Here is an 18,466-nt window from a genome sequence, read left to right as displayed (position 1 = left end):
TACGGATTGAAACCCTTCATGTCACCAGTGGAAGGGGGGTTGACCCCTTACGACCCGGAGCGGGTGTACGGGTCACCAGTCGGGGCGGTTGCCGCGCAGCCGGCGGCGGTCGTGCGGGGACTTCGGCGGGGAGTCGGCCAGCCGGATGACCTCGCCGTCGCGCCCCGCCACCACCGGGCGCCCGGAGCGGGCGGCCTTCGCCCGGTACTGCGCCGCGTCCGCCAGCCGGAACAGCCGCCGGGCCGAGACCTCGGGCCCGATGGGGTCGCCGGTGGACGCGATCCCGCAGGCGACCCCGTTGCCGAGTTCGAGCCCGGCCGCGCGCTCGCACAGCTCGGTGGCGACGGCGACCACCTCGTCCGCCTCGGGGCCCACCGCCAGCAGGCAGAACTCATCACCGCCGAGCCGGGCCACCAGTGCGCCGGGCAGTATGGCCGCGCACCGCGAGAGCACCGAGCCGAAACGTTCCAGCAGCCGGTCGCCGACCGCGTGGCCATGGGTGTCGTTGACCCACTTGAGCCCGTTCAGGTCGCAGACCACCAGGCTGACCACCGCCCCGTCCGCCCGGTGCCGCTCCACCGCCTCGTCCAGCCGCATGTCGACGGCCCTGCGGTTGGCGAGGCCGGTCAGCGGGTCCGTGAAGGCGAGCTTGCGGACCTCCTCCAGGCGCTCGGTCTGGGCGAGCCCGGCGGCCACCACGGCGGCCAGCACGGTGGCGAAGTCGGCGTCCGCCCGCCCGAACACCGGCGCCCCCGTCGGCCGCGCCACGTACAGCTCGCCCCAGGCCCGCCCGTGCAGCACGATCGGCGCGACCACGCAGCAGCCCCGCCCGCGCCGGCGCAGGGCCGCCACGCGCTGGTGGCAGTAGCCGGGCCCGTACCCGTGCGCCCCGGCCGCGCCGGGCTCGGGCTCGCCCTCCACCGGACCCTCGGCGGTCTCCACCCAGGCGTCCGGCTCGCCGCCCCCGGCCCACCGCTCGTGCAGGAACTCGGTGATCTCCGGGAACCGGTGGACGGGATAGACCTCCTCCTCGGGGAACTCCTCCTCGCCCTCGGCCCGCGCGCCCGCGTTGACCAGGACCCGCAGCCGCCCCCGGTCGCGCTCCCAGACCGAGAGCGCGGCGAAGCTGCCGCCCAGCGCCTCGCAGGCCCCCCGGGCCGCCGCTCGCCAGCACCCCCGGGGGTTGTGCGCCGCGGCCATCGTCTGCGCCAGCGAAACCACGGCCCGCAGCCGTGCGTCGTCACCACCCATTGCGCCAGTTTAGGGCGATATGGCCCGCGCGATCACTCGACAACTCCGGAGCGTGACCGATCGGCCCGGAAACGGATACCCAGGGTCACTCACCGGGCCAGTTCGGCTTCCGCTTCTCGTTGAACGCGGCCACGCCCTCCGCCCGGTCCCCGGAGAAGGCCACCGACCGCCACGCGGAGTCCTCGACCTCCAGACCGGCCCGCAGGTCGAGCCCGTGCCCGAGCCGCAGCGCCCGCTTGGCCGCGCGCAGCCCGACCGGCGAGTTCGCGGCGATCCGGCCGGCCAGGGACAGCGCCTCGGCCCGGTCCTCGCCCTCCGCCACCAGCTCGTCGACCAGGCCCAGCTCGCGCGCCTCGGCGCCCGGCACCCGGCGGGCGCTGAAGATCAGTTCGGCGGCGCGCGCGGCCCCGACCCGGCGGGGCAGCAGCTGGGTGCCGCCGCCGCCCGGGATGACGCCGACGGAGACCTCGGGCAGGCCCACCACGGCGGTCGGGTCGGCGACGATCAGGTCGCAGGACAGCGCCAGCTCGAAGCCGCCGCCCAGCGCGAAGCCGTGCACCGCGGCGATCGTCGGCATGGGCAGCTCCAGCACGCCCGTGTAGGCGGCGCGCGCGGTGGGCCGCTGGCGGACCAGCTCGGCGTCGGTCAAGGAGTTCCGTTCCTTGAGGTCCGCGCCCACGCAGAAGGCCCGGTCGTGGCTGGAGGTGAGGACGGTGACCCGTACGTCCCGGTCGGCGGCGAGCGCGTCACAGGCGGCGCCGATGGAGCGGGCCATGTCCGTGGACACCGCGTTCATGGCCTTCGGCCGGTCGAGAACCAGCTCGGCGACGTGCTCCAGGCCCTCGTGGACCCGTACGGCGACGAACTCCCCGAACCGCTGCTCGGACGTGACGGTCATGCTGCACCCCTGTCGGTTAACGAGCGTTACCGAAGGGATCCTAGAGCTCTCCCCCGAAAGGGTGTGCGGAACGGGTCAGGACGTGCCGCGGCGGGCCAGCAGCCAGGGTTCGACCACGCCGAGGCCGCGCACCGGGCGCTGCCACATCGGCTGGAGCCCGTAGCGGTACTTGGGTACGGGGACCACGTCGGCGTCCGGGCCCTCCTTCTCGGCCCGCTCGGCCGCCGCCGCGGCCTCCTCCGCCGCCCGCGCCTCCGAGACCGGGGCCTCGCCCGTACGCGTCAGCTCCTCGGCGAACGCGCCGTCGACCAGCACCGCGTCCTTCGGCGCTATCGAGGTCAGCCGGCTGGCGAGGTTCACGGTCGTGCCGAAGACATCGCCCATCCGGGTGGTGACCGTGCCGAAGGCGATGCCGACCCGCAGCGCCGGCATGGTCTCGTCCACGGCCATCGCCTCGACGAGCCGCAGCGCGATCTCGGCGGCGGTGCCCGCGTCGTCGGCGGCGAAGAGGACCTCGTCGCCGAGGGTCTTGATGAGCCGGCCGCCGTGCGCCGCGACCAGGTCGGCGCAGGTGGTCTCGAAGGACTCGACGAGCTCGCCGAGCTCCTCCTCCTCCAGGCGGCGGGTCAGCCGGGTGAATCCGACGAGGTCCGCGAAGCCGACGGCCAGGCGCCGGTCGACCATCTCCTCGTCGTCGGCCGCCTGCACGACCCGGCCGGTGGCGGCGGCGAGCTGGCGCCGCCACACGTACACCAGGAACTCCTCCAGCTCGGGCAGCAGCAGTTCGACCAGGGGGTACGTGACCTCGGTGCGGGTCATGCCCGGCTCGGGGGGCTCGGTCAGGCCCTCCAGGAAGGAGTCGATCTGCCATTCGGCCAGCCGGGCGGTGGTCTGCCCGGTCGACCGGGCCACCTGGATCGCCATCGGCTCGCTGAGCAGCCCGGCCTCGACGAGACCGGAGAGCCGCCGCAGGGCCAGCACGTCCGCCTCGGTGAGCGCCTTGGCCTGGCCGATGTCCGCGAAGCCCATGGCCCGCCAGAAGCGGGAGGCCAGGTCCATCGAGACGCCGGCGGTGCGGGCCGCCTGGAACGGGGTGTACCGCCGGTCGGCGCCCAGGATCAGCTGTTCCAGCCGGATCGCGAGGGGATCGTCGGTCGGTTCGGCCGTGTGGTCGACTTCGTGGTGCGGTGCGGCGTGCACCGAGGGTTCCGACGACTGCTGCGCGCCATCGCCGGAGGTCGTGTCGTCGACGGTCACCAGCCGCCTCCTGCCCGTTCCCTGCGCACTGCCCTGCCGATCTGTCCGTCGGTGGATCACCTCAACGATACGGCAGGTGTGCCCTACCTCACGTCCTCAGGGCACGCGGGCGGCGCCTCGGCGGTTCAGGTCAGGCCGCCCTCCGCGCCGCGCAGGTGCACGATGTCGCCCGCCGAGACCGGTTCGCGCAGCCCGTCGCCGGTGGACAGGACCAGCCGGCCGTCCCCGTCGATCGCCACGGCCTCGCCGGTGAGCGTGCGGTCGCCCGGCAGCTGGGCCCGTACCGCCTTGCCGAGGGTCGCGCAGCCCGCCGCGTACGCCTCCTGGAGCCCGCTCGCCGCCGCGTCGCCGTCCGCGTCGCGCCAGAGCCCGTACCAGTGCTCCAGGGATCGCAGGACGCCCCGCAGCAGCGTCTCGCGGTCGGTGGAGACCGCGCCGGCCAGGGCGAGGGAGGCGGCGGTGGGGGCGGGGAGCTCGTCGGCGCGCAGCGAGACGTTGAGGCCGATGCCGATGACGACACCGTCGCCGGCCCGCTCCGCCAGGATGCCGCCGGTCTTGCGCTCCTGGCCCCCCACAGTGACCAGCAGGTCGTTGGGCCACTTCAGGGCCATGTCCACGCCCGCCGCGCGCGCCAGTCCGGTGGCCGCGGCGACGCCGGTGAGCAGCGGCAGCCAGCCCCAGCGCTCGGCGGGCACGTTGCCCGGGGTCAGGTAGACGGAGAAGAAGAGGCCGGAGCGGGCCGGGGCCGTCCAGGTGCGCTCCAGGCGGCCCCGGCCGGCGGTCTGCTCCTCGGCGACGAGAACCGTGCCCTCGGTGAGGTCCGCCGCGCGCGCGGCGAGGTCGGTGTTGGTGGAACCGGTGGACCCGACGACGTCGAGGGCGGTCCACAGCGCGCCCGGCCGCAGCAGTCCGCGGCGCAGCGCGGGGACGTTGAGGGGCGGCCGGTCCAGGTCCGACCAACGGCTCTGTGGCGCATCCGGAGGTGTCATGCAAGCCACCCTAGGTGTGTCAAAGGACGCACTGCCGAACGGTATCCGCGCCGATACGCTACGGCTCAGTAGCTGTTCACCCGCTGATCAGCAGCCAAGTCGTCCCCGTGACCAGGCAGGGAGCCGCCACCCGATGTCCGAGCCGGAAGAGACCGACATCCACACGACCGCGGGCAAGCTCGCGGACCTGCAGCGCCGTATCGACGAGGCGACCCACGCGGGGTCGGCGCGCGCGGTGGAGAAGCAGCACGCGAAGGGCAAGCTGACGGCGCGCGAGCGCGTCGGCCTCCTGCTCGACGAGGGTTCCTTCGTGGAGCTCGACGAGTTCGCCCGGCACCGGTCGACGAACTTCGGCATCGAGAAGAACCGGCCGTACGGGGACGGTGTCGTCACCGGCTACGGCACGGTCGACGGCCGTCCCGTCTGCGTGTACTCGCAGGACTTCACCATCTTCGGCGGCTCGCTGGGCGAGGTCTACGGTGAGAAGATCGTCAAGGTGATGGACTTCGCGCTGAAGACCGGCTGCCCGGTCATCGGCATCAACGACGGCGGCGGCGCCCGCATCCAGGAGGGCGTGGCGGCGCTGGGTCTCTTCGCGGAGATCTTCCGGCGCAATGTGCACGCCTCGGGTGTGGTCCCGCAGATCTCGCTGATCGTCGGCCCGTGCGCGGGCGGCGCGGTGTACTCCCCCGCGATCACCGACTTCACGGTGATGGTCGACCAGACCTCGCACATGTTCATCACCGGCCCCGACGTCATCAAGACGGTCACGGGTGAGGACGTCGCCTTCGAGGAGCTGGGCGGCGCCCGTACGCACAACACCACCTCCGGGGTGGCGCACCACATGGCGGGCGACGAGAAGGACGCCATCGAGTACGTCAAGTCGCTGCTGTCCTACCTCCCGTCGAACAACCTCTCGGAGGCCCCGGCCTTCCCGGAGGAGGCGGACCTGGCGGTCAGCGACGAGGACCGCGAGCTGGACGCGCTCATCCCGGACTCGGCGAACCAGCCGTACGACATGCACACCGCGATCGAGCACGTGCTGGACGACGGCGAGTTCCTGGAGACCCAGGCCCTGTTCGCGCCGAACATCGTCACCGGCTTCGGCCGCGTCGAGGGCTACCCCGTCGGCATCGTCGCCAACCAGCCGATGCAGTTCGCCGGCTGTCTGGACATCAACGCCAGCGAGAAGGCGGCCCGTTTCGTCCGCACCTGCGACGCGTTCAACGTGCCGGTGCTGACCTTCGTGGACGTGCCGGGCTTCCTGCCGGGCGTCGACCAGGAGTACGGCGGCATCATCCGGCGCGGCGCCAAGCTGATCTACGCGTACGCGGAGGCGACCGTCCCGCTGATCACGGTGATCACGCGCAAGGCGTTCGGCGGCGCGTACGACGTCATGGGCTCCAAGCACCTGGGCGCCGACATCAACCTCGCCTGGCCGACCGCCCAGATCGCCGTCATGGGCGCCCAGGGCGCGGTCAACATCCTGCACCGCCGTACGATCGCCGCCGCCGAGGACCAGGAGGCCACGCGCGCCGGACTGATCGCGGACTACGAGGACGCGCTCCTCAACCCGTACGTGGCGGCCGAGCGCGGGTACGTGGACGCGGTGATCATGCCGTCCGACACCCGGGCACACGTGGTCAAGGGCCTGCGCCAGCTGCGCACCAAGCGCGAGTCCCTGCCGCCCAAGAAGCACGGCAACATCCCCCTCTAGAAAGGGCCCTGGCCATGATCAAGGTCGTACGGGGCAACCCGACCCCGGAGGAGCTGGCCGCCGCGCTCGCGGTGGTCCGGGCCCGTGCCGCCGCGGCGTCCGCCGTGTCGTCCGGCACCCCGCAACCGCCCGCCGGCTGGTCCCACCCGAGCCGCCTGGCCCGGAGCGGCCGCCACCTGCCGGGCCCGCGCGCCTGGGCCCGTACGTACTGGCCCGCATAAGCCCTGGTGACGCGGCAGGGGCGGCGGTTGAGTACGCGTACTCAGGCGCCGCCCAAGGCCCGCCCAGCAGGATCAAGTCATGCTCTGGTCCGACCCCGAGAACAAGCCCCCCAAGGAACTCCGCGACGCGGAGACGATGATGCGCCGCGCGGGCCTGATCCTGGCCCTGGCGATGGTCGTCGCGATGTTCGTGCTCGGCACGCGATAGCCGCCTTCACGGCGGCGCAGGCGCGTGCGCTCCCCCTGCCGGCCACTTCACGCCCCTCGGGCGGGCATTTCAAGCCCCTCCGGCGATTGAGGAGCGGGGGTCCGGGGGCAGCGCCCCCGCGACGAACCCGCACGGACCCGGCGTCCGTACCATGGCGGTCATGACCGCCCAGCGCCTCGTACTCGCCTCCGCCTCCCCCGCCCGACTGGGCCTCCTGCGCCAAGCCGGCCTCGCCCCGGAGGTCATCGTCAGCGGCGTCGACGAGGACGCCCTCACCGCCCCCACCCCCGCCGAACTCGCCCTCGTCCTCGCCCAGGCCAAGGCGGCCGTCGTCGCCGCGCTCCCCGAGGCCGCCGGCGCCCTGGTCATCGGCTGCGACTCCGTGCTGGAGCTCGACGGCGAGGCGCTCGGCAAGCCGGCCGACGCGGAGGAGGCCACCGCCCGCTGGAAGTCGATGCGCGGCCGGACCGGAATCCTGCAGACCGGGCACAGCCTGACGGACACCGCGACCGGCCGGACGGTCTCGCGGACGGCGTCCACGACGGTCCGCTTCGGCGAGCCCTCGGACGCCGAGATCGCCGCCTACGTGGCCTCGGGCGAACCGCTGCACGTGGCGGGGGCCTTCACCCTCGACGGGCGGTCGGCGCCGTTCGTGGACTCCATCGAGGGCGACCCGGGCAACGTCATCGGCCTGTCGCTGCCGCTGCTGCGCCGCCTGCTGGGCGAGCTGGGGATCTCGGTCACCGACCTCTGGGCCTGAGCGGCGGTCACGCGGGGGCGGGCGCGGCCGGCTGCTCGGTCTCGGGCTCGGGACCGTACGCCACCAGGGCGAGCACGATGAGGCCGAGAACCACCATCATCCAGGCGAACGCCGCCCAGCCGACGAGTCCGACCGTCAGCGCGCCGAGCACCCCGTGGACGACCGCGCAGCAGATCAGCACGATCCGCGCCACGCGCCCCGGCGCCCGGTCGCGGGCGCCCGCCAGCACGAGGATCACGGCACACAGGAGCAGGAACAGCCCGGAGACGCCGCCGAGCACCCAGGCGCCCTTGGACATCACGTCGGGGTCCGTACCGGCCAGGGACATGTCCTGGTTCTTCACGACCGTGCCCATGACCACGTTGACGATCACGATGCCCACGGCTTCCACGGCCAGCACGAGCGCGGCTATGAAAGCCACCAGCCTGCGCACCACGACGTTCACCCCCTGTTACCAGCAGTACGTGCGATAGCGCGGACCTTACTAACGGGTAATGGCCACGACAAGGGCCCGGGAGAACCCCGGCGCACCCCTAGCTGTCCGGGCATTCGTGCGCCGGGCAAAGAATTGCCCACCCCTTAGTGGGAACTCCACAAAGAATCACGGTAAGTCGCTGCCCGTGCCGATAGAGACCTGGAGCACACCTGGTCGCTACTGTGCGGATTCAGAACCCGGCGTACCGTGGTGGCACAAGGGATTTCGCGACTCGAGCACGCCTCGAATCACACTCCGTGTGGGCAAGCTCACCATTGGGGACGGGTCGTAGGACCGTGTCGGTTGTCCCTAAACTCAGCTTGTTTCAAGGAGGGAGCCATCGTGCGCAAGGTGCTCATCGCCAACCGTGGCGAAATTGCTGTCCGTGTTGCTCGGGCCTGCCGGGACGCGGGGATCGGGAGCGTGGCCGTCTACGCCGACCCGGACCGCGACGCTCTGCACGTCCGTGCGGCCGACGAGGCATTCGCTCTGGGCGGTGACACCCCGGCGGCCAGTTACCTGGACATCGCCAAGGTGCTCCAGGCTGCCAAGGACTCCGGGGCGGACGCGATCCACCCGGGTTACGGCTTCCTCTCGGAGAACGCCGAGTTCGCCCAGGCCGTTCTGGACGCCGGTCTGACCTGGATCGGCCCGCCGCCGCACGCGATCCGGGACCTCGGTGACAAGGTCGCCGCCCGCCACATCGCGCAGCGCGCCGGTGCCCCGCTCGTCGCGGGCACCCCGGACCCGGTCTCGGGCTCCGAGGAGGTCGTCGCCTTCGCCGAGGAGCACGGCCTGCCGATCGCGATCAAGGCCGCCTTCGGCGGCGGCGGCCGCGGCCTGAAGGTCGCCCGCACGCTGGAGGAGATCCCGGAGCTGTACGACTCCGCGGTCCGCGAGGCCGTCGCCGCATTCGGGCGCGGGGAGTGCTTCGTCGAGCGCTACCTCGACAAGCCGCGCCACGTGGAGACCCAGTGCCTGGCCGACACGCACGGCAACGTGATCGTCGTCTCGACCCGTGACTGCTCGCTCCAGCGCCGCCACCAGAAGCTCGTGGAGGAGGCCCCGGCCCCCTTCCTGTCCGACGCGCAGAACGCCGAGCTGTACGCGGCGTCCAAGGCGATCCTGAAGGAGGCCGGCTACGTCGGCGCCGGCACGGTCGAGTTCCTGGTCGGCCTGGACGGCACGATCTCCTTCCTGGAGGTCAACACGCGCCTCCAGGTGGAGCACCCGGTGACCGAGGAGGTCTCCGGCATCGACCTCGTCCGCGAGATGTTCCGCATCGCCGACGGCGAGGAGCTCGGTTACGACGACCCCGCCTCGCGCGGTCACTCCTTCGAGTTCCGGATCAACGGCGAGGACCCGGGCCGAGGCTTCCTGCCGGCCCCCGGCACGGTGACGAGGTTCGAGGCGCCGAGCGGCCCGGGCGTCCGCCTGGACGCGGGCGTGGAGTCCGGCTCGGTCATCGGCCCCGCCTGGGACTCGCTGCTGGCGAAGCTGATCGTGACCGGTGCGACGCGTGAGCAGGCGCTCCAGCGTGCCGCCCGCGCCCTGGCGGAGTTCCACGTCGAGGGCATGGCCACCGCCATCCCGTTCCACCGTGCGGTCGTGACGGACCCGGCGTTCACCGCCGACCCGTTCCGCATCCACACCCGCTGGATCGAGACGGAGTTCGTCAACGAGATCAAGCCGTTCGCCGCTCCCGCCGATGCGGACGCGGACGACGAGGCCGGCCGCGAGACGGTGGTCGTCGAGGTCGGCGGCAAGCGCCTGGAGGTCTCGCTGCCCTCCTCGCTCGGCATGAGCCTGGCCCGTACCGGCCTCGCGGCGGGCGCCAAGCCCAAGCGCCGCGCGGCGAAGAAGTCCGGCTCGGCCGTCTCCGGCGACACCCTCGCCTCCCCGATGCAGGGCACGATCGTGAAGATCGCCGTGGAGGAGGGCCAGGAGGTCAAGGAGGGCGACCTGATCGTCGTCCTGGAGGCCATGAAGATGGAGCAGCCGCTGAACGCGCACCGCTCCGGCACGGTCAAGGGCCTGGCCGCCGAGGTCGGCAGCTCGATCTCCTCCGGTGCGGTCATCTGCGAGATCAAGGACTGACGCTCTTCCCCGCCGGTGCCCCGGTCATGTCCTCGGACGTGACCGGGGCACCGGCGCATTCGGGGACCGGCCGCCGCCCGCGCGATGGCATCCTGGAGACCGGGGAGACAGGAGGGACCGCACCATGGCGATGAGCACGGCAGGGACGTCGGCCCGGCCCATGCGTGCCGACGCGCGCCGCAACCACGGCCGGCTGCTGGCGGCGGCCCGTACCGCCTTCGCGGAACACGGCACCGACGCGTCCCTGGAGGACGTCGCACGCCGCGCGGGGGTGGGCATCGGCACGCTGTACCGCCACTTCCCGACCCGGCACGCACTGATGAGCGCGGTCTTCCAGGAGGCGGTGACCTCCCTGATCATCCGCTCCCGTGAACTGGCCGAGGCGGAGCGCCCGTGCGACGCCCTGGTGGAGTGGCTGGGCGCGATCGTCACTCATGCGGGTGAGTACCGCGGCCTGGCCCAGGCGCTCATGTCGACGTGCCGCGACGAGAGTTCGGCCCTGGCCCGGTGCAACACCCCGCTGCGCGAGGCGGGTTCGGCACTCCTGGGCCGCGCCCAGTCGGCCGGCTCGGTCCGCCCGGACGTCTCGATCGACGACCTGATGCAACTGACGAACGCGATCGCCCTGGCAGCGGAACAATCCCCGGACGACCCGCAACTGGCGACCCGCCTACTGACGCTGACGCTGCGGGGCCTCAAATCAAGCCCCTCCGGCGATTGAGGAGCGGGGGCCCGGGGGCAGAGCCCCCGTGCTACCGCCGCCGCAGATCCGCCACCCGGGCCCGGTCCCGCTCCCGCTCCACCGCCGCCTCCCCGAGCGCCCGCAACGGCTGCCCCTGCGTACGCCGCTGCCCCGGCAACGGCATCTCCCGCCGCCCGGACCGCGCACCCGCACCCGAGTCCGCCGCGGCCGACGCAGCACTCCCACCCGCGACAGCGATCCGCACGCCCTGGTCCGCCAGCGCCTGCAGCTCCGCCGCCGCCCGGTCGTCGTGCGCGGCGGGTTCGTCCGTCACCAGATGGGTGATGAGATCCGTCGGCACCGTCTGGAACATCGTGTCGGAGCCGAGCTTCGTGTGGTCAGCGAGGACGACCACCTCGGCCGCGGCCTGCACCAGCGCCCGGTCCACGCTCGCGGAGAGCATGTTGGACGTGGAGAGCCCGCGCTCGGCGGTGAGCCCGCTCCCGGACAGGAAGGCGCGCGAGACCCGCAGCCCCTGGAGGGACTGCTCGGCTCCGCTGCCCACGAGGGCGTAGTTGGAGCCGCGCAGGGTGCCCCCGGTCATCACCACTTCCACCCGGTTGGCATGGGCCAGCGCCTGGGCGACGAGCAGCGAGTTGGTGACGACGGTCAGGCCGGGGACGCGCGCGAGCCGGCGGGCCAGCTCCTGCGTGGTCGTACCGGCACCGACGACGATGGCCTCGCCCTCTTCGACGAGGCCGGCGGCCAGGTCGGCGATGGCCGTCTTCTCCGCGGTCGCTAGATGGGATTTCTGCGGAAAGCCGGACTCCCGCGTAAAACCGCCCGGCAAGACCGCACCGCCGTGCCGGCGGTCGAGGAGTCCTTCTGCCTCCAGCGCCCGCACGTCCCGCCGTACGGTCACTTCGGAGGTCTGGACGACGCGGGCGAGCTCACGGAGCGATACCGCCCCGTTGGCGCGCACCATTTCGAGGATCAACTGACGACGTTCTGCAGCGAACACGAAACTGACAGTAACGTGACCGCGCGAGAGTTTTCAGCAGTTTGCGCCGAATAGCGGAAGTTGTACATACAGGTGGTCGCCAAGTGGTATAGGCGGCCGTCTTGTTGTCGTCTCCTGATCGGACGGCGTTCACGGAACCGCCCGACTTGGCGGGAGTTGCCGGGGAATGCCGGGCCCGCAACCGCTCCGGGACCGGCCTCCCCGGGCCGTTACGCCTCGCCCGTGCGCTTACGGCTGTGCAACTGGCGGGCCACTTCGGCGATCGATCCCGACAGGGACGGGTACACAGTGAAGGCCTTTGCGATCTGCTCGACCGTCAGATTGTTGTCGACCGCGATCGAGATGGGGTGGATCAGCTCGCTCGCCCTGGGGGCGACGACACAGCCGCCGACCACGATGCCGGTGCCGGGGCGGCAGAAGATCTTGACGAAGCCGTCCCGGATGCCCTGCATCTTGGCGCGCGGGTTGCGCAGCAGCGGCAGCTTGACGACCAGGGCCTCGATCTTGCCCGCGTCGACGTCCGCCTGGCTGTAGCCGACGGTGGCGATCTCCGGGTCGGTGAAGACGTTCGAGGAGACCGTCTTCAGGTTCAGCGGGGCCACCGCGTCGCCCAGGAAGTGGTACATCGCGATCCGGCCCTGCATGGCGGCGACCGAGGCGAGCGCGAAGATTCCGGTGACGTCACCTGCCGCGTAGACGCCGGGCGCGCTGGTGCGGGAGACCTTGTCGGTCCGGATGTGCCCGGAGTCCTTGAGGTGGACGCCGGCCTCCTCCAGGCCCATCCCGGCGGTGTTCGGGATGGCGCCGACGGCCATCAGGCAGTGCGTGCCGGAGATGACCCGGCCGTCGGCGAGGGTCACCTCGACCCGGTCGCCGACGCGCTTGGCGGACTGCGCGCGGGAGCGGGCCATGACGTTCATGCCGCGCCGCCGGAAGACGTCCTCCAGGACCGCGGCGGCGTCGGGGTCCTCACCGGGCAGCACCCGGTCGCGGGACGAGACGAGGGTGACGTGCGAGCCGAGGGCCTGGTAGGCGCCGGCGAACTCGGCACCGGTGACACCCGAGCCGACGACGATGAGCTCCTGCGGCAGCTCGTCGAGGTCGTAGACCTGGGTCCAGTTCAGGATGCGCTCGCCGTCGGGCTGCGCGTCGGGGATCTCCCGGGGGTGGCCGCCGGTCGCGATGAGCACGGCGTCCGCGGTGAGCGTCTCCTCCGTGCCGTCGGCGGCCGTGACGACGACCTGGCGGGAGCCGTCGGCGGCCTGGAGGCCCTCCAGACGGCCGCGGCCGCGCATCACACGGGCGCCGGCGCGGGTGACGGAGGCGGTGATGTCGTGGGACTGGGCGAGCGCCAGGCGCTTCACCCGGCGGTTGACCTTCCCCAGATCGACGCCGACCACACGCGCGGCCTGCTCTATGTGCGGGGTGTCGTCCGCGACGATGATGCCCAGCTCCTCGTACGAGGAGTCGAAGGTGGTCATCACCTCGGCCGTCGCGATCAGGGTCTTCGAGGGCACGCAGTCGGTGAGGACGGACGCGCCGCCGAGGCCGTCACAGTCGACGACGGTCACCTCCGCGCCGAGCTGGGCGCCCACCAGGGCCGCCTCGTACCCGCCGGGTCCGCCGCCGATGATCACGATCCGGGTCACGAAAAGTCCGCCTCGCGTTTCTCGTCCCGCGGCCGTCTGCTGTCCCGGCCGGGGGTCCGGGGGATCGCCCCGGGGGAATGCAGTACGTACTTCATTGTCCCGCACGCTTCAAGGTGCTTCTCCCCGGGGCCCTCCATCCGTGCGCCGGGGTGCGCGGCGCACGGATGCGGCCGGTGAATCCGCCCCTGTGCCCCACCCCCTGAATCCCCCTTCTCGCGGGGGCCTTCCGCCCAGGAACCGGCGCTCCCGCCGCCACCTCCCGTACCCTCGATCACATGTCGCTCTACGCCGCGTACGCCGGCAACCTCGACGCGCGGCTGATGACGCGCCGCGCCCCGCACTCACCGCTGCGCGGCACCGGCTGGCTGAACGGCTGGCGGCTGACCTTCGGCGGGGAGCAGATGGGCTGGGAGGGAGCGCTGGCCACGGTGGTGGAGGCGCCCCGCTCGCAGGTGTTCGTGGCCCTGTACGACCTGGCCCCCATGGACGAGGACTCCATGGACCGCTGGGAGGGCGTCGGCCTCGACATCTACCGCCGCATGCGGATCCGGGTGCACACCCTGGACGGCGAGGAGCCGGCCTGGATCTATGTGCTGAACGGTTACGAGGGCGGCCTGCCGTCCGCCCGGTACCTCGGCGAGATCGCGGACGCGGCGGATTCGGCGGGCGCGCCGCACGATTACGTGATGGAACTCCGCAAGCGCCCCTGCTGACCGGAGCGGCCCCGGACCGCCGCGGAAACGGCGACGACCTGCCCCTTTTGCCTCCGGCCCGGGATCCGATTGTCGGAACGCACGAACGAAAGCCGCAAGACTCTGTACAGGGGCATCTACGCGCGTAGGGATTCAGCGGTTACCCTCGTCCGCGTGAACGCATCTGTTATTCCGGACCACATCCAGGGCGACCCGTACGCCGCCGCCGCCGACGCCGCCGCCCGCCTGCGCGAGCTGACCGGTGCCGAGACTCACGACGTCGCCCTCGTGATGGGCTCCGGCTGGGCGCCCGCCGCCGCGGCGCTCGGCGTTCCGGCGGCCGAGTTCCCGGTGACCGCCCTGCCCGGCTTCCCGGCGCCCGCCGTCGAGGGCCACGGCGGCACGGTCCGCTCGCACGTGATCGGCGACAAGCGGGCCCTGGTGTTCCTGGGCCGCACCCACTTCTACGAGGGCCGCGGCGTCGCCGCCGTCGCGCACGGGGTGCGTACCGCGGTGGCCGCGGGCGTCCGGACCGTGGTCCTGACGAACGGCTGCGGCGGCCTGCGCGAGGGCATGCGCCCCGGGCAGCCGGTCCTGATCAGCGACCACATCAACCTCACGGCGTCGTCCCCGATCGTCGGCGCCAACTTCGTCGACCTGACGGACCTGTACTCGCCCCGGCTGCGCGCCCTGTGCAAGGAGATCGACGAGACGCTCGAAGAGGGCGTGTACGTGCAGTTCCCCGGCCCGCACTACGAGACGCCGGCCGAGATCGGCATGGTCCGCGTGATGGGCGGCGACCTGGTCGGCATGTCCACGGTCCTCGAAGCGATTGCCGCCCGGGAGGCGGGGGCCGAGGTGCTCGGCCTGTCCCTGGTGACGAACCTGGCGGCGGGATTGAGCGGGGAGCCGCTGAACCATGAGGAGGTTCTGCAGGCCGGCCGCGATTCCGCTGCGCGGATGGGGTCGTTGCTGGCGCGGGTGCTGGACCGCATCTGAGGCTGTCCTGGGGGCGCTGCCCCCGGACCCCCGCTCCTCAATCGCCGGAGGGGCTTGTTTTTGCCGCTGCCGTCGCAGACCCGCGGCAAAGGACTCGGGCCCGCCGCAGGCGCCCCGCGCCGCCCACCGCACACGAAAGGCAGACCGTGACCACGACCCCGGACCTCCTCGCTCGCGCCGGCGCCTGGCTCGCCGAGGACCCCGACCCCGACACCCGCGAGGAGCTCGCCGGGCTCATCGACGCCGGGGCCACCGACGAGCTCGCCGCCCGCTTCGCCGGAACGCTCCAGTTCGGCACCGCCGGGCTGCGGGGCGAGCTCGGCGCCGGCCCCATGCGCATGAACCGCGCCGTGGTCATCCGGGCGGCCGCCGGCCTCGCCGCGTACCTCAAGGACCAGGGGCAGGCGGGCGGTCTCGTCGTCGTCGGCTACGACGCCCGCTACAAGTCGGCCGACTTCGCGCGGGACACCGCCGCCGTGATGACCGGCGCCGGCCTGCGGGCGGCGGTGCTCCCCCGCCCGCTGCCCACCCCCGTGCTCGCGTACGCCATAAGGCACCTGGGCGCCGTCGCCGGCGTCGAGGTGACCGCCAGCCACAACCCGCCCCGCGACAACGGCTACAAGGTCTACCTCGGCGACGGCTCGCAGATCGTGCCGCCGGCCGACGGCGAGATCGCCGCCGCCATCGCAGCGGTCGGCCCGCTGGACACCGTCCCGCGTCCCGCCGACGGCTGGGAGACCCTGGGCGACGAGGTCCTGGACGCGTACCTGGCGCGCACGGACGCCGTGCTCGACGCCGAGTCGCCGCGTACCGCCCGCGTCGTCTACACGGCGATGCACGGCGTCGGCGCCTCCGTGCTCACCGCCGCGTTCGACCGGGCCGGCTTCCCCGCCCCGGTGCTCGTCGCGGAGCAGGCCGAGCCGGACCCCGCGTTCCCCACCGTGGCCTTCCCCAATCCGGAGGAGCCCGGTGCGATGGACCTCGCGTTCACCACCGCGCGCCGCGTGAACCCGGACATCGTCATCGCCAACGACCCGGACGCGGACCGCTGTGCCGTCGCCGTGCCGGACCCGGCGGCCGAGGGCGGCTGGCGGATGCTGCGGGGCGACGAGGTCGGCGCGCTGCTCGCCGCCCACCTGGTGCGCCGGGGCGCCACCGGTGTGTTCGCGGAGTCGATCGTCTCGTCCTCGCTGCTGGGCCGCATCGCCGAGAAGGCGGGCCTGGGGTACGAGGAGACCCTGACGGGCTTCAAGTGGATCGCCCGTGTGGAGGGGCTGCGCTACGGGTACGAGGAGGCGCTCGGCTACTGCGTGGACCCGGAGGGCGTCCGCGACAAGGACGGCATCACGGCCGCGCTGCTCGTCGCCGAGCTCGCCTCCGTACTGAAGGAGCGGGGCCGTACGCTCCTCGACCTGCTGGACGATCTCGCCGTGGAGCACGGGCTGCACGCGACGGACCAGCTGTCGGTGCGGGTGGAGGACCTGTCGGTCATCGCGGACGCCATGCGCCGCCTGCGCGAACAGCCCCCTGCGGCCCTCGCGGGGCTCAAGGTCGCCACGGCCGAGGACCTGTCGCGGGGCACGGACCGGCTGCCGCCCACCGACGGACTGCGCTACCACCTCGACGGCGCCCGGGTGATCGTCCGCCCGAGCGGCACCGAGCCGAAGCTGAAGTGCTACCTGGAGGTCGTGGTGCCGGCCGGCTCCGCCGGTGAGCTGCCGGCGGCCCGCGCCCGGGCGGCGGAGCTGCTCAACGGCATCAAGCGCGACCTGGCGGCCGCGGCAGGGATCTGAGGGAAGCGCTGGGGCGGGCCGGCCGGTCCGCCCCTCAGCCGATCGCGCCGAGGACCACGAGCAGCACCAGGCCGACGACGGCCGGCGCGATGACCTCGTACGCCCAGCGCACCGACGCCTTGGGCGCCTCGGCCACGGGCTTGTCGCCCGCACGCTCGGACAGCTCGCGCAGGTCCGCCACGGCCTGGTCGGCGACCGCCGTGCGGGTCTTGGCGTCGCGTACGTCGGCACTCGTGGACGTACGGCGGTAGGGGTCGTCCATGGCCTGCCGGGACTGCTGGCGGGCGGCCTTCTTGCGCTGCCGCAGCGACACGGGCACGGACCAGAGCTGGAACTTCTTGCCGTCCTGGGTGAACAGCTCGCTCGAATACCCGGCGCGCACGTCGGCGACGTCGCTCCACGGCAGCGTGATCGTGCGGAACGGGTTGCGGATGCGGATGCGCAGGTCGTTGGCGGCCACCACCGGGCGCAGTGTGAAGGCGACGACCAGCGGCACGGCGAGCAGCATCCCGGCGAGCGCCATCCACGGCGTCCGGCCGTCGCCCCGCACGACGGCGTCGCCGCCGATCAGGCAGACGAGCAGGAGCAGCAGGGCTCCCCCGGCCAGCCCGGCGGGCGACCGGAACGTCCGGTCGGCGTAGGTGGGCTCGTCGGCAGGCGTGGGGCTCGTCATGAGCCCGATTGTGCCTGACGCGCCCCGCCGGCGCGGTGGCGGCTTCTCCCGCGGTGGCGGCGGGGGGCGGGAACCCCCGATGACCTGGCCCCCTGTACAGGTCGCTACGCGCGTAGATATGCTCATGTGGTGACCATGCCCACCACCCTCCCCGCATTCGCCGACGCGACCGCGTCCGACAGTGCGCTGCGCCGCTTCCTGCACGGGCTGCCCGGTGTCGACGCGGTCGGCCTCGAAGCGCGTGCCACCGCCCTCGGAACCAGGTCGATCAAGACGACGGCCAAGGCGTACGCCATCGACCTCGCGATCTCGATGATCGACCTGACGACGCTGGAAGGCGCGGACACCCCCGGCAAGGTCCGGGCGCTCGCCGCCAAGGCCGTCCACCCCGACCCCACCGACCGCACGACCCCGCGCACCGCGGCCGTCTGCGTCTACCCCGACATGGCGGCCACCGCGGCCGCCGCCCTGGCCGGCTCCGGTGTGAAGGTGGCGTCCGTCGCGACGGCCTTCCCCGCCGGGCGCGCCGCGCTCGACGTGAAGCTCGCGGACGTCCGGGACGCCGTGGCGGCCGGGGCCGACGAGATCGACATGGTGATCGACCGGGGCGCGTTCCTGGCCGGCCGGTATCTGAAGGTGTACGAGGAGATCCTCGCCGTGAAGGCGGAGTGCGGCTCCGCCCGGCTCAAGGTGATCTTCGAGACCGGCGAGCTGTCCACGTACGACAACATCCGGCGGGCCTCCTGGCTCGGGATGCTGGCCGGCGCGGACTTCATCAAGACCTCGACCGGCAAGGTCGCGACGAACGCCACGCCCGCGAACACCCTGCTGATGCTGGAGGCGGTGCGCGACTTCCGCGCGCAGACCGGCGTCCAGATCGGCGTGAAGCCGGCCGGTGGCATCCGCACCTCGAAGGACGCGATCAAGTTCCTCGTGCTGGTCAACGAGACGGCGGGCGAGGACTGGCTGGACAACCACTGGTTCCGCTTCGGCGCCTCCAGCCTGCTGAACGACCTGCTGATGCAGCGCCAGAAGCTCAGCACCGGCCGTTACTCCGGCCCCGATTACGTGACGGTGGACTGAT

General features: G+C 72.6%; 18 protein-coding genes. 10 read left to right on the top strand and 8 right to left on the bottom strand.

Annotated features, from left to right (window positions below):
- Positions 1–72 precede the first annotated feature (72 nt).
- From OG242_RS20625 to OG242_RS20610, 4 genes are all read right to left on the bottom strand, one after another.
- Entirely contained in the window at positions 73–1,251 is a 1,179-nt protein-coding gene (locus OG242_RS20625; protein WP_405899565.1) for a diguanylate cyclase domain-containing protein, read from the bottom strand.
- A gap of 85 nt (positions 1,252–1,336) precedes the next feature.
- On the bottom strand, positions 1,337–2,149 hold the full coding sequence (locus OG242_RS20620) for an enoyl-CoA hydratase/isomerase family protein (RefSeq protein WP_405899564.1): 813 nt from the start codon (positions 2,147–2,149) through the stop codon (positions 1,337–1,339).
- 75 nt (positions 2,150–2,224) lie between these two features.
- Complete coding sequence (locus OG242_RS20615) at positions 2,225–3,406, bottom strand: adenylate/guanylate cyclase domain-containing protein (RefSeq protein WP_405899563.1); 1,182 nt, start codon at positions 3,404–3,406, stop codon at positions 2,225–2,227.
- A 125-nt stretch (positions 3,407–3,531) separates the two neighbouring features.
- A complete protein-coding gene (locus tag OG242_RS20610) occupies positions 3,532–4,395 on the bottom strand; it encodes a biotin--[acetyl-CoA-carboxylase] ligase (protein ID WP_405899562.1) in 864 nt (287 codons plus the stop codon).
- A gap of 133 nt (positions 4,396–4,528) precedes the next feature.
- On the opposite strand from OG242_RS20610, the gene OG242_RS20605 reads away from it, so the two are divergent.
- The 4 genes from OG242_RS20605 (at position 4,529) to OG242_RS20590 (ending at position 7,301) form a co-directional block, all read left to right on the top strand.
- Positions 4,529–6,112: an acyl-CoA carboxylase subunit beta gene (locus OG242_RS20605; RefSeq protein WP_405899561.1), complete on the top strand. Its 1,584-nt coding sequence runs from the start codon at positions 4,529–4,531 to the stop codon at positions 6,110–6,112.
- Between the two features lie 14 nt (positions 6,113–6,126).
- A complete protein-coding gene (locus OG242_RS20600; RefSeq protein WP_405899560.1) occupies positions 6,127–6,333 on the top strand; it encodes an acyl-CoA carboxylase epsilon subunit in 207 nt (68 codons plus the stop codon).
- A gap of 79 nt (positions 6,334–6,412) precedes the next feature.
- Entirely contained in the window at positions 6,413–6,541 is a 129-nt protein-coding gene (gene mmpB / locus OG242_RS20595; protein WP_018101029.1) for a morphogenic membrane protein MmpB, read from the top strand.
- Between the two features lie 151 nt (positions 6,542–6,692).
- The gene (locus OG242_RS20590; RefSeq protein WP_405899559.1) at positions 6,693–7,301 is read left to right on the top strand and encodes a Maf family protein; all 609 of its coding nucleotides are present in this window, start codon (positions 6,693–6,695) and stop codon (positions 7,299–7,301) included.
- Positions 7,302–7,308: 7 nt separating this feature from the next.
- Here OG242_RS20590 and OG242_RS20585 read toward each other — a convergent pair whose 3' ends face one another.
- A complete protein-coding gene (locus OG242_RS20585) occupies positions 7,309–7,746 on the bottom strand; it encodes a hypothetical protein (RefSeq protein ID WP_405899558.1) in 438 nt (145 codons plus the stop codon).
- A gap of 372 nt (positions 7,747–8,118) precedes the next feature.
- On the opposite strand from OG242_RS20585, the gene OG242_RS20580 reads away from it, so the two are divergent.
- Both OG242_RS20580 and OG242_RS20575 read left to right on the top strand, forming a co-directional pair.
- A complete protein-coding gene (locus tag OG242_RS20580) occupies positions 8,119–9,873 on the top strand; it encodes an acetyl/propionyl/methylcrotonyl-CoA carboxylase subunit alpha (RefSeq protein ID WP_405899557.1) in 1,755 nt (584 codons plus the stop codon).
- Positions 9,874–9,997: 124 nt separating this feature from the next.
- Positions 9,998–10,594 carry a TetR/AcrR family transcriptional regulator gene (locus OG242_RS20575; protein ID WP_405899556.1) on the top strand — a complete coding sequence of 199 codons (597 nt, stop codon included), beginning with the start codon at positions 9,998–10,000 and terminating at the stop codon, positions 10,592–10,594.
- A gap of 31 nt (positions 10,595–10,625) precedes the next feature.
- On the opposite strand, the gene OG242_RS20570 is transcribed toward OG242_RS20575, so the two are convergent.
- Complete coding sequence (locus OG242_RS20570) at positions 10,626–11,576, bottom strand: DeoR/GlpR family DNA-binding transcription regulator (protein ID WP_405899555.1); 951 nt, start codon at positions 11,574–11,576, stop codon at positions 10,626–10,628.
- Positions 11,577–11,785: 209 nt separating this feature from the next.
- Positions 11,786–13,225 carry an NAD(P)H-quinone dehydrogenase gene (locus OG242_RS20565; protein WP_405899554.1) on the bottom strand — a complete coding sequence of 480 codons (1,440 nt, stop codon included), beginning with the start codon at positions 13,223–13,225 and terminating at the stop codon, positions 11,786–11,788.
- A 275-nt stretch (positions 13,226–13,500) separates the two neighbouring features.
- Here OG242_RS20565 and OG242_RS20560 point away from each other — a divergent pair, with 275 nt between their 5' ends.
- The 3 genes from OG242_RS20560 to OG242_RS20550 all read left to right on the top strand — a co-directional run bounded on the left by OG242_RS20560 (position 13,501) and on the right by OG242_RS20550 (position 16,709).
- Positions 13,501–13,938: a gamma-glutamylcyclotransferase gene (locus OG242_RS20560; protein WP_018519118.1), complete on the top strand. Its 438-nt coding sequence runs from the start codon at positions 13,501–13,503 to the stop codon at positions 13,936–13,938.
- A gap of 153 nt (positions 13,939–14,091) precedes the next feature.
- Positions 14,092–14,916, top strand: coding sequence for a purine-nucleoside phosphorylase (locus OG242_RS20555; protein ID WP_405899553.1), 825 nt, complete (start codon positions 14,092–14,094; stop codon positions 14,914–14,916).
- A 146-nt stretch (positions 14,917–15,062) separates the two neighbouring features.
- On the top strand, positions 15,063–16,709 hold the full coding sequence (locus OG242_RS20550) for a phospho-sugar mutase (RefSeq protein ID WP_405899552.1): 1,647 nt from the start codon (positions 15,063–15,065) through the stop codon (positions 16,707–16,709).
- A gap of 34 nt (positions 16,710–16,743) precedes the next feature.
- Here the strand turns inward: OG242_RS20550 and OG242_RS20545 are convergent, their stop codons facing one another.
- Complete coding sequence (locus tag OG242_RS20545) at positions 16,744–17,382, bottom strand: PH domain-containing protein (protein ID WP_405899551.1); 639 nt, start codon at positions 17,380–17,382, stop codon at positions 16,744–16,746.
- Between the two features lie 135 nt (positions 17,383–17,517).
- Between OG242_RS20545 and deoC the strand changes: the two genes are divergently transcribed.
- On the top strand, positions 17,518–18,465 hold the full coding sequence (deoC, locus tag OG242_RS20540; protein ID WP_405901671.1) for a deoxyribose-phosphate aldolase: 948 nt from the start codon (positions 17,518–17,520) through the stop codon (positions 18,463–18,465).
- Position 18,466 lies beyond the last annotated feature (1 nt).

Source organism: Streptomyces sp. NBC_00727 (assembly GCF_045161745.1).
Taxonomy (GTDB): Bacteria; Actinomycetota; Actinomycetes; order Streptomycetales; family Streptomycetaceae; genus Streptomyces.
This window is presented reverse-complemented; position numbering and strand designations above follow the sequence as displayed.

Bases quoted from the DNA above. Each gene is read 5' to 3' on its own strand.
- OG242_RS20625 (WP_405899565.1), bottom strand. From the start codon at position 1,251: ATGGGTGGTGACGACGCACGGCTGCGGGCCGTGGTTTCGCTGGCGCAG.
- OG242_RS20620 (WP_405899564.1), bottom strand. From the start codon at position 2,149: ATGACCGTCACGTCCGAGCAGCGGTTCGGGGAGTTCGTCGCCGTACGG.
- OG242_RS20610 (WP_405899562.1), bottom strand. From the start codon at position 4,395: ATGACACCTCCGGATGCGCCACAGAGCCGTTGGTCGGACCTGGACCGG.
- OG242_RS20605 (WP_405899561.1), top strand. From the start codon at position 4,529: ATGTCCGAGCCGGAAGAGACCGACATCCACACGACCGCGGGCAAGCTC.
- OG242_RS20600 (WP_405899560.1), top strand. From the start codon at position 6,127: ATGATCAAGGTCGTACGGGGCAACCCGACCCCGGAGGAGCTGGCCGCC.
- mmpB (WP_018101029.1), top strand. From the start codon at position 6,413: ATGCTCTGGTCCGACCCCGAGAACAAGCCCCCCAAGGAACTCCGCGAC.
- OG242_RS20590 (WP_405899559.1), top strand. From the start codon at position 6,693: ATGGCGGTCATGACCGCCCAGCGCCTCGTACTCGCCTCCGCCTCCCCC.
- OG242_RS20575 (WP_405899556.1), top strand. From the start codon at position 9,998: ATGGCGATGAGCACGGCAGGGACGTCGGCCCGGCCCATGCGTGCCGAC.
- OG242_RS20560 (WP_018519118.1), top strand. From the start codon at position 13,501: ATGTCGCTCTACGCCGCGTACGCCGGCAACCTCGACGCGCGGCTGATG.
- OG242_RS20545 (WP_405899551.1), bottom strand. From the start codon at position 17,382: ATGACGAGCCCCACGCCTGCCGACGAGCCCACCTACGCCGACCGGACG.
- deoC (WP_405901671.1), top strand. From the start codon at position 17,518: ATGCCCACCACCCTCCCCGCATTCGCCGACGCGACCGCGTCCGACAGT.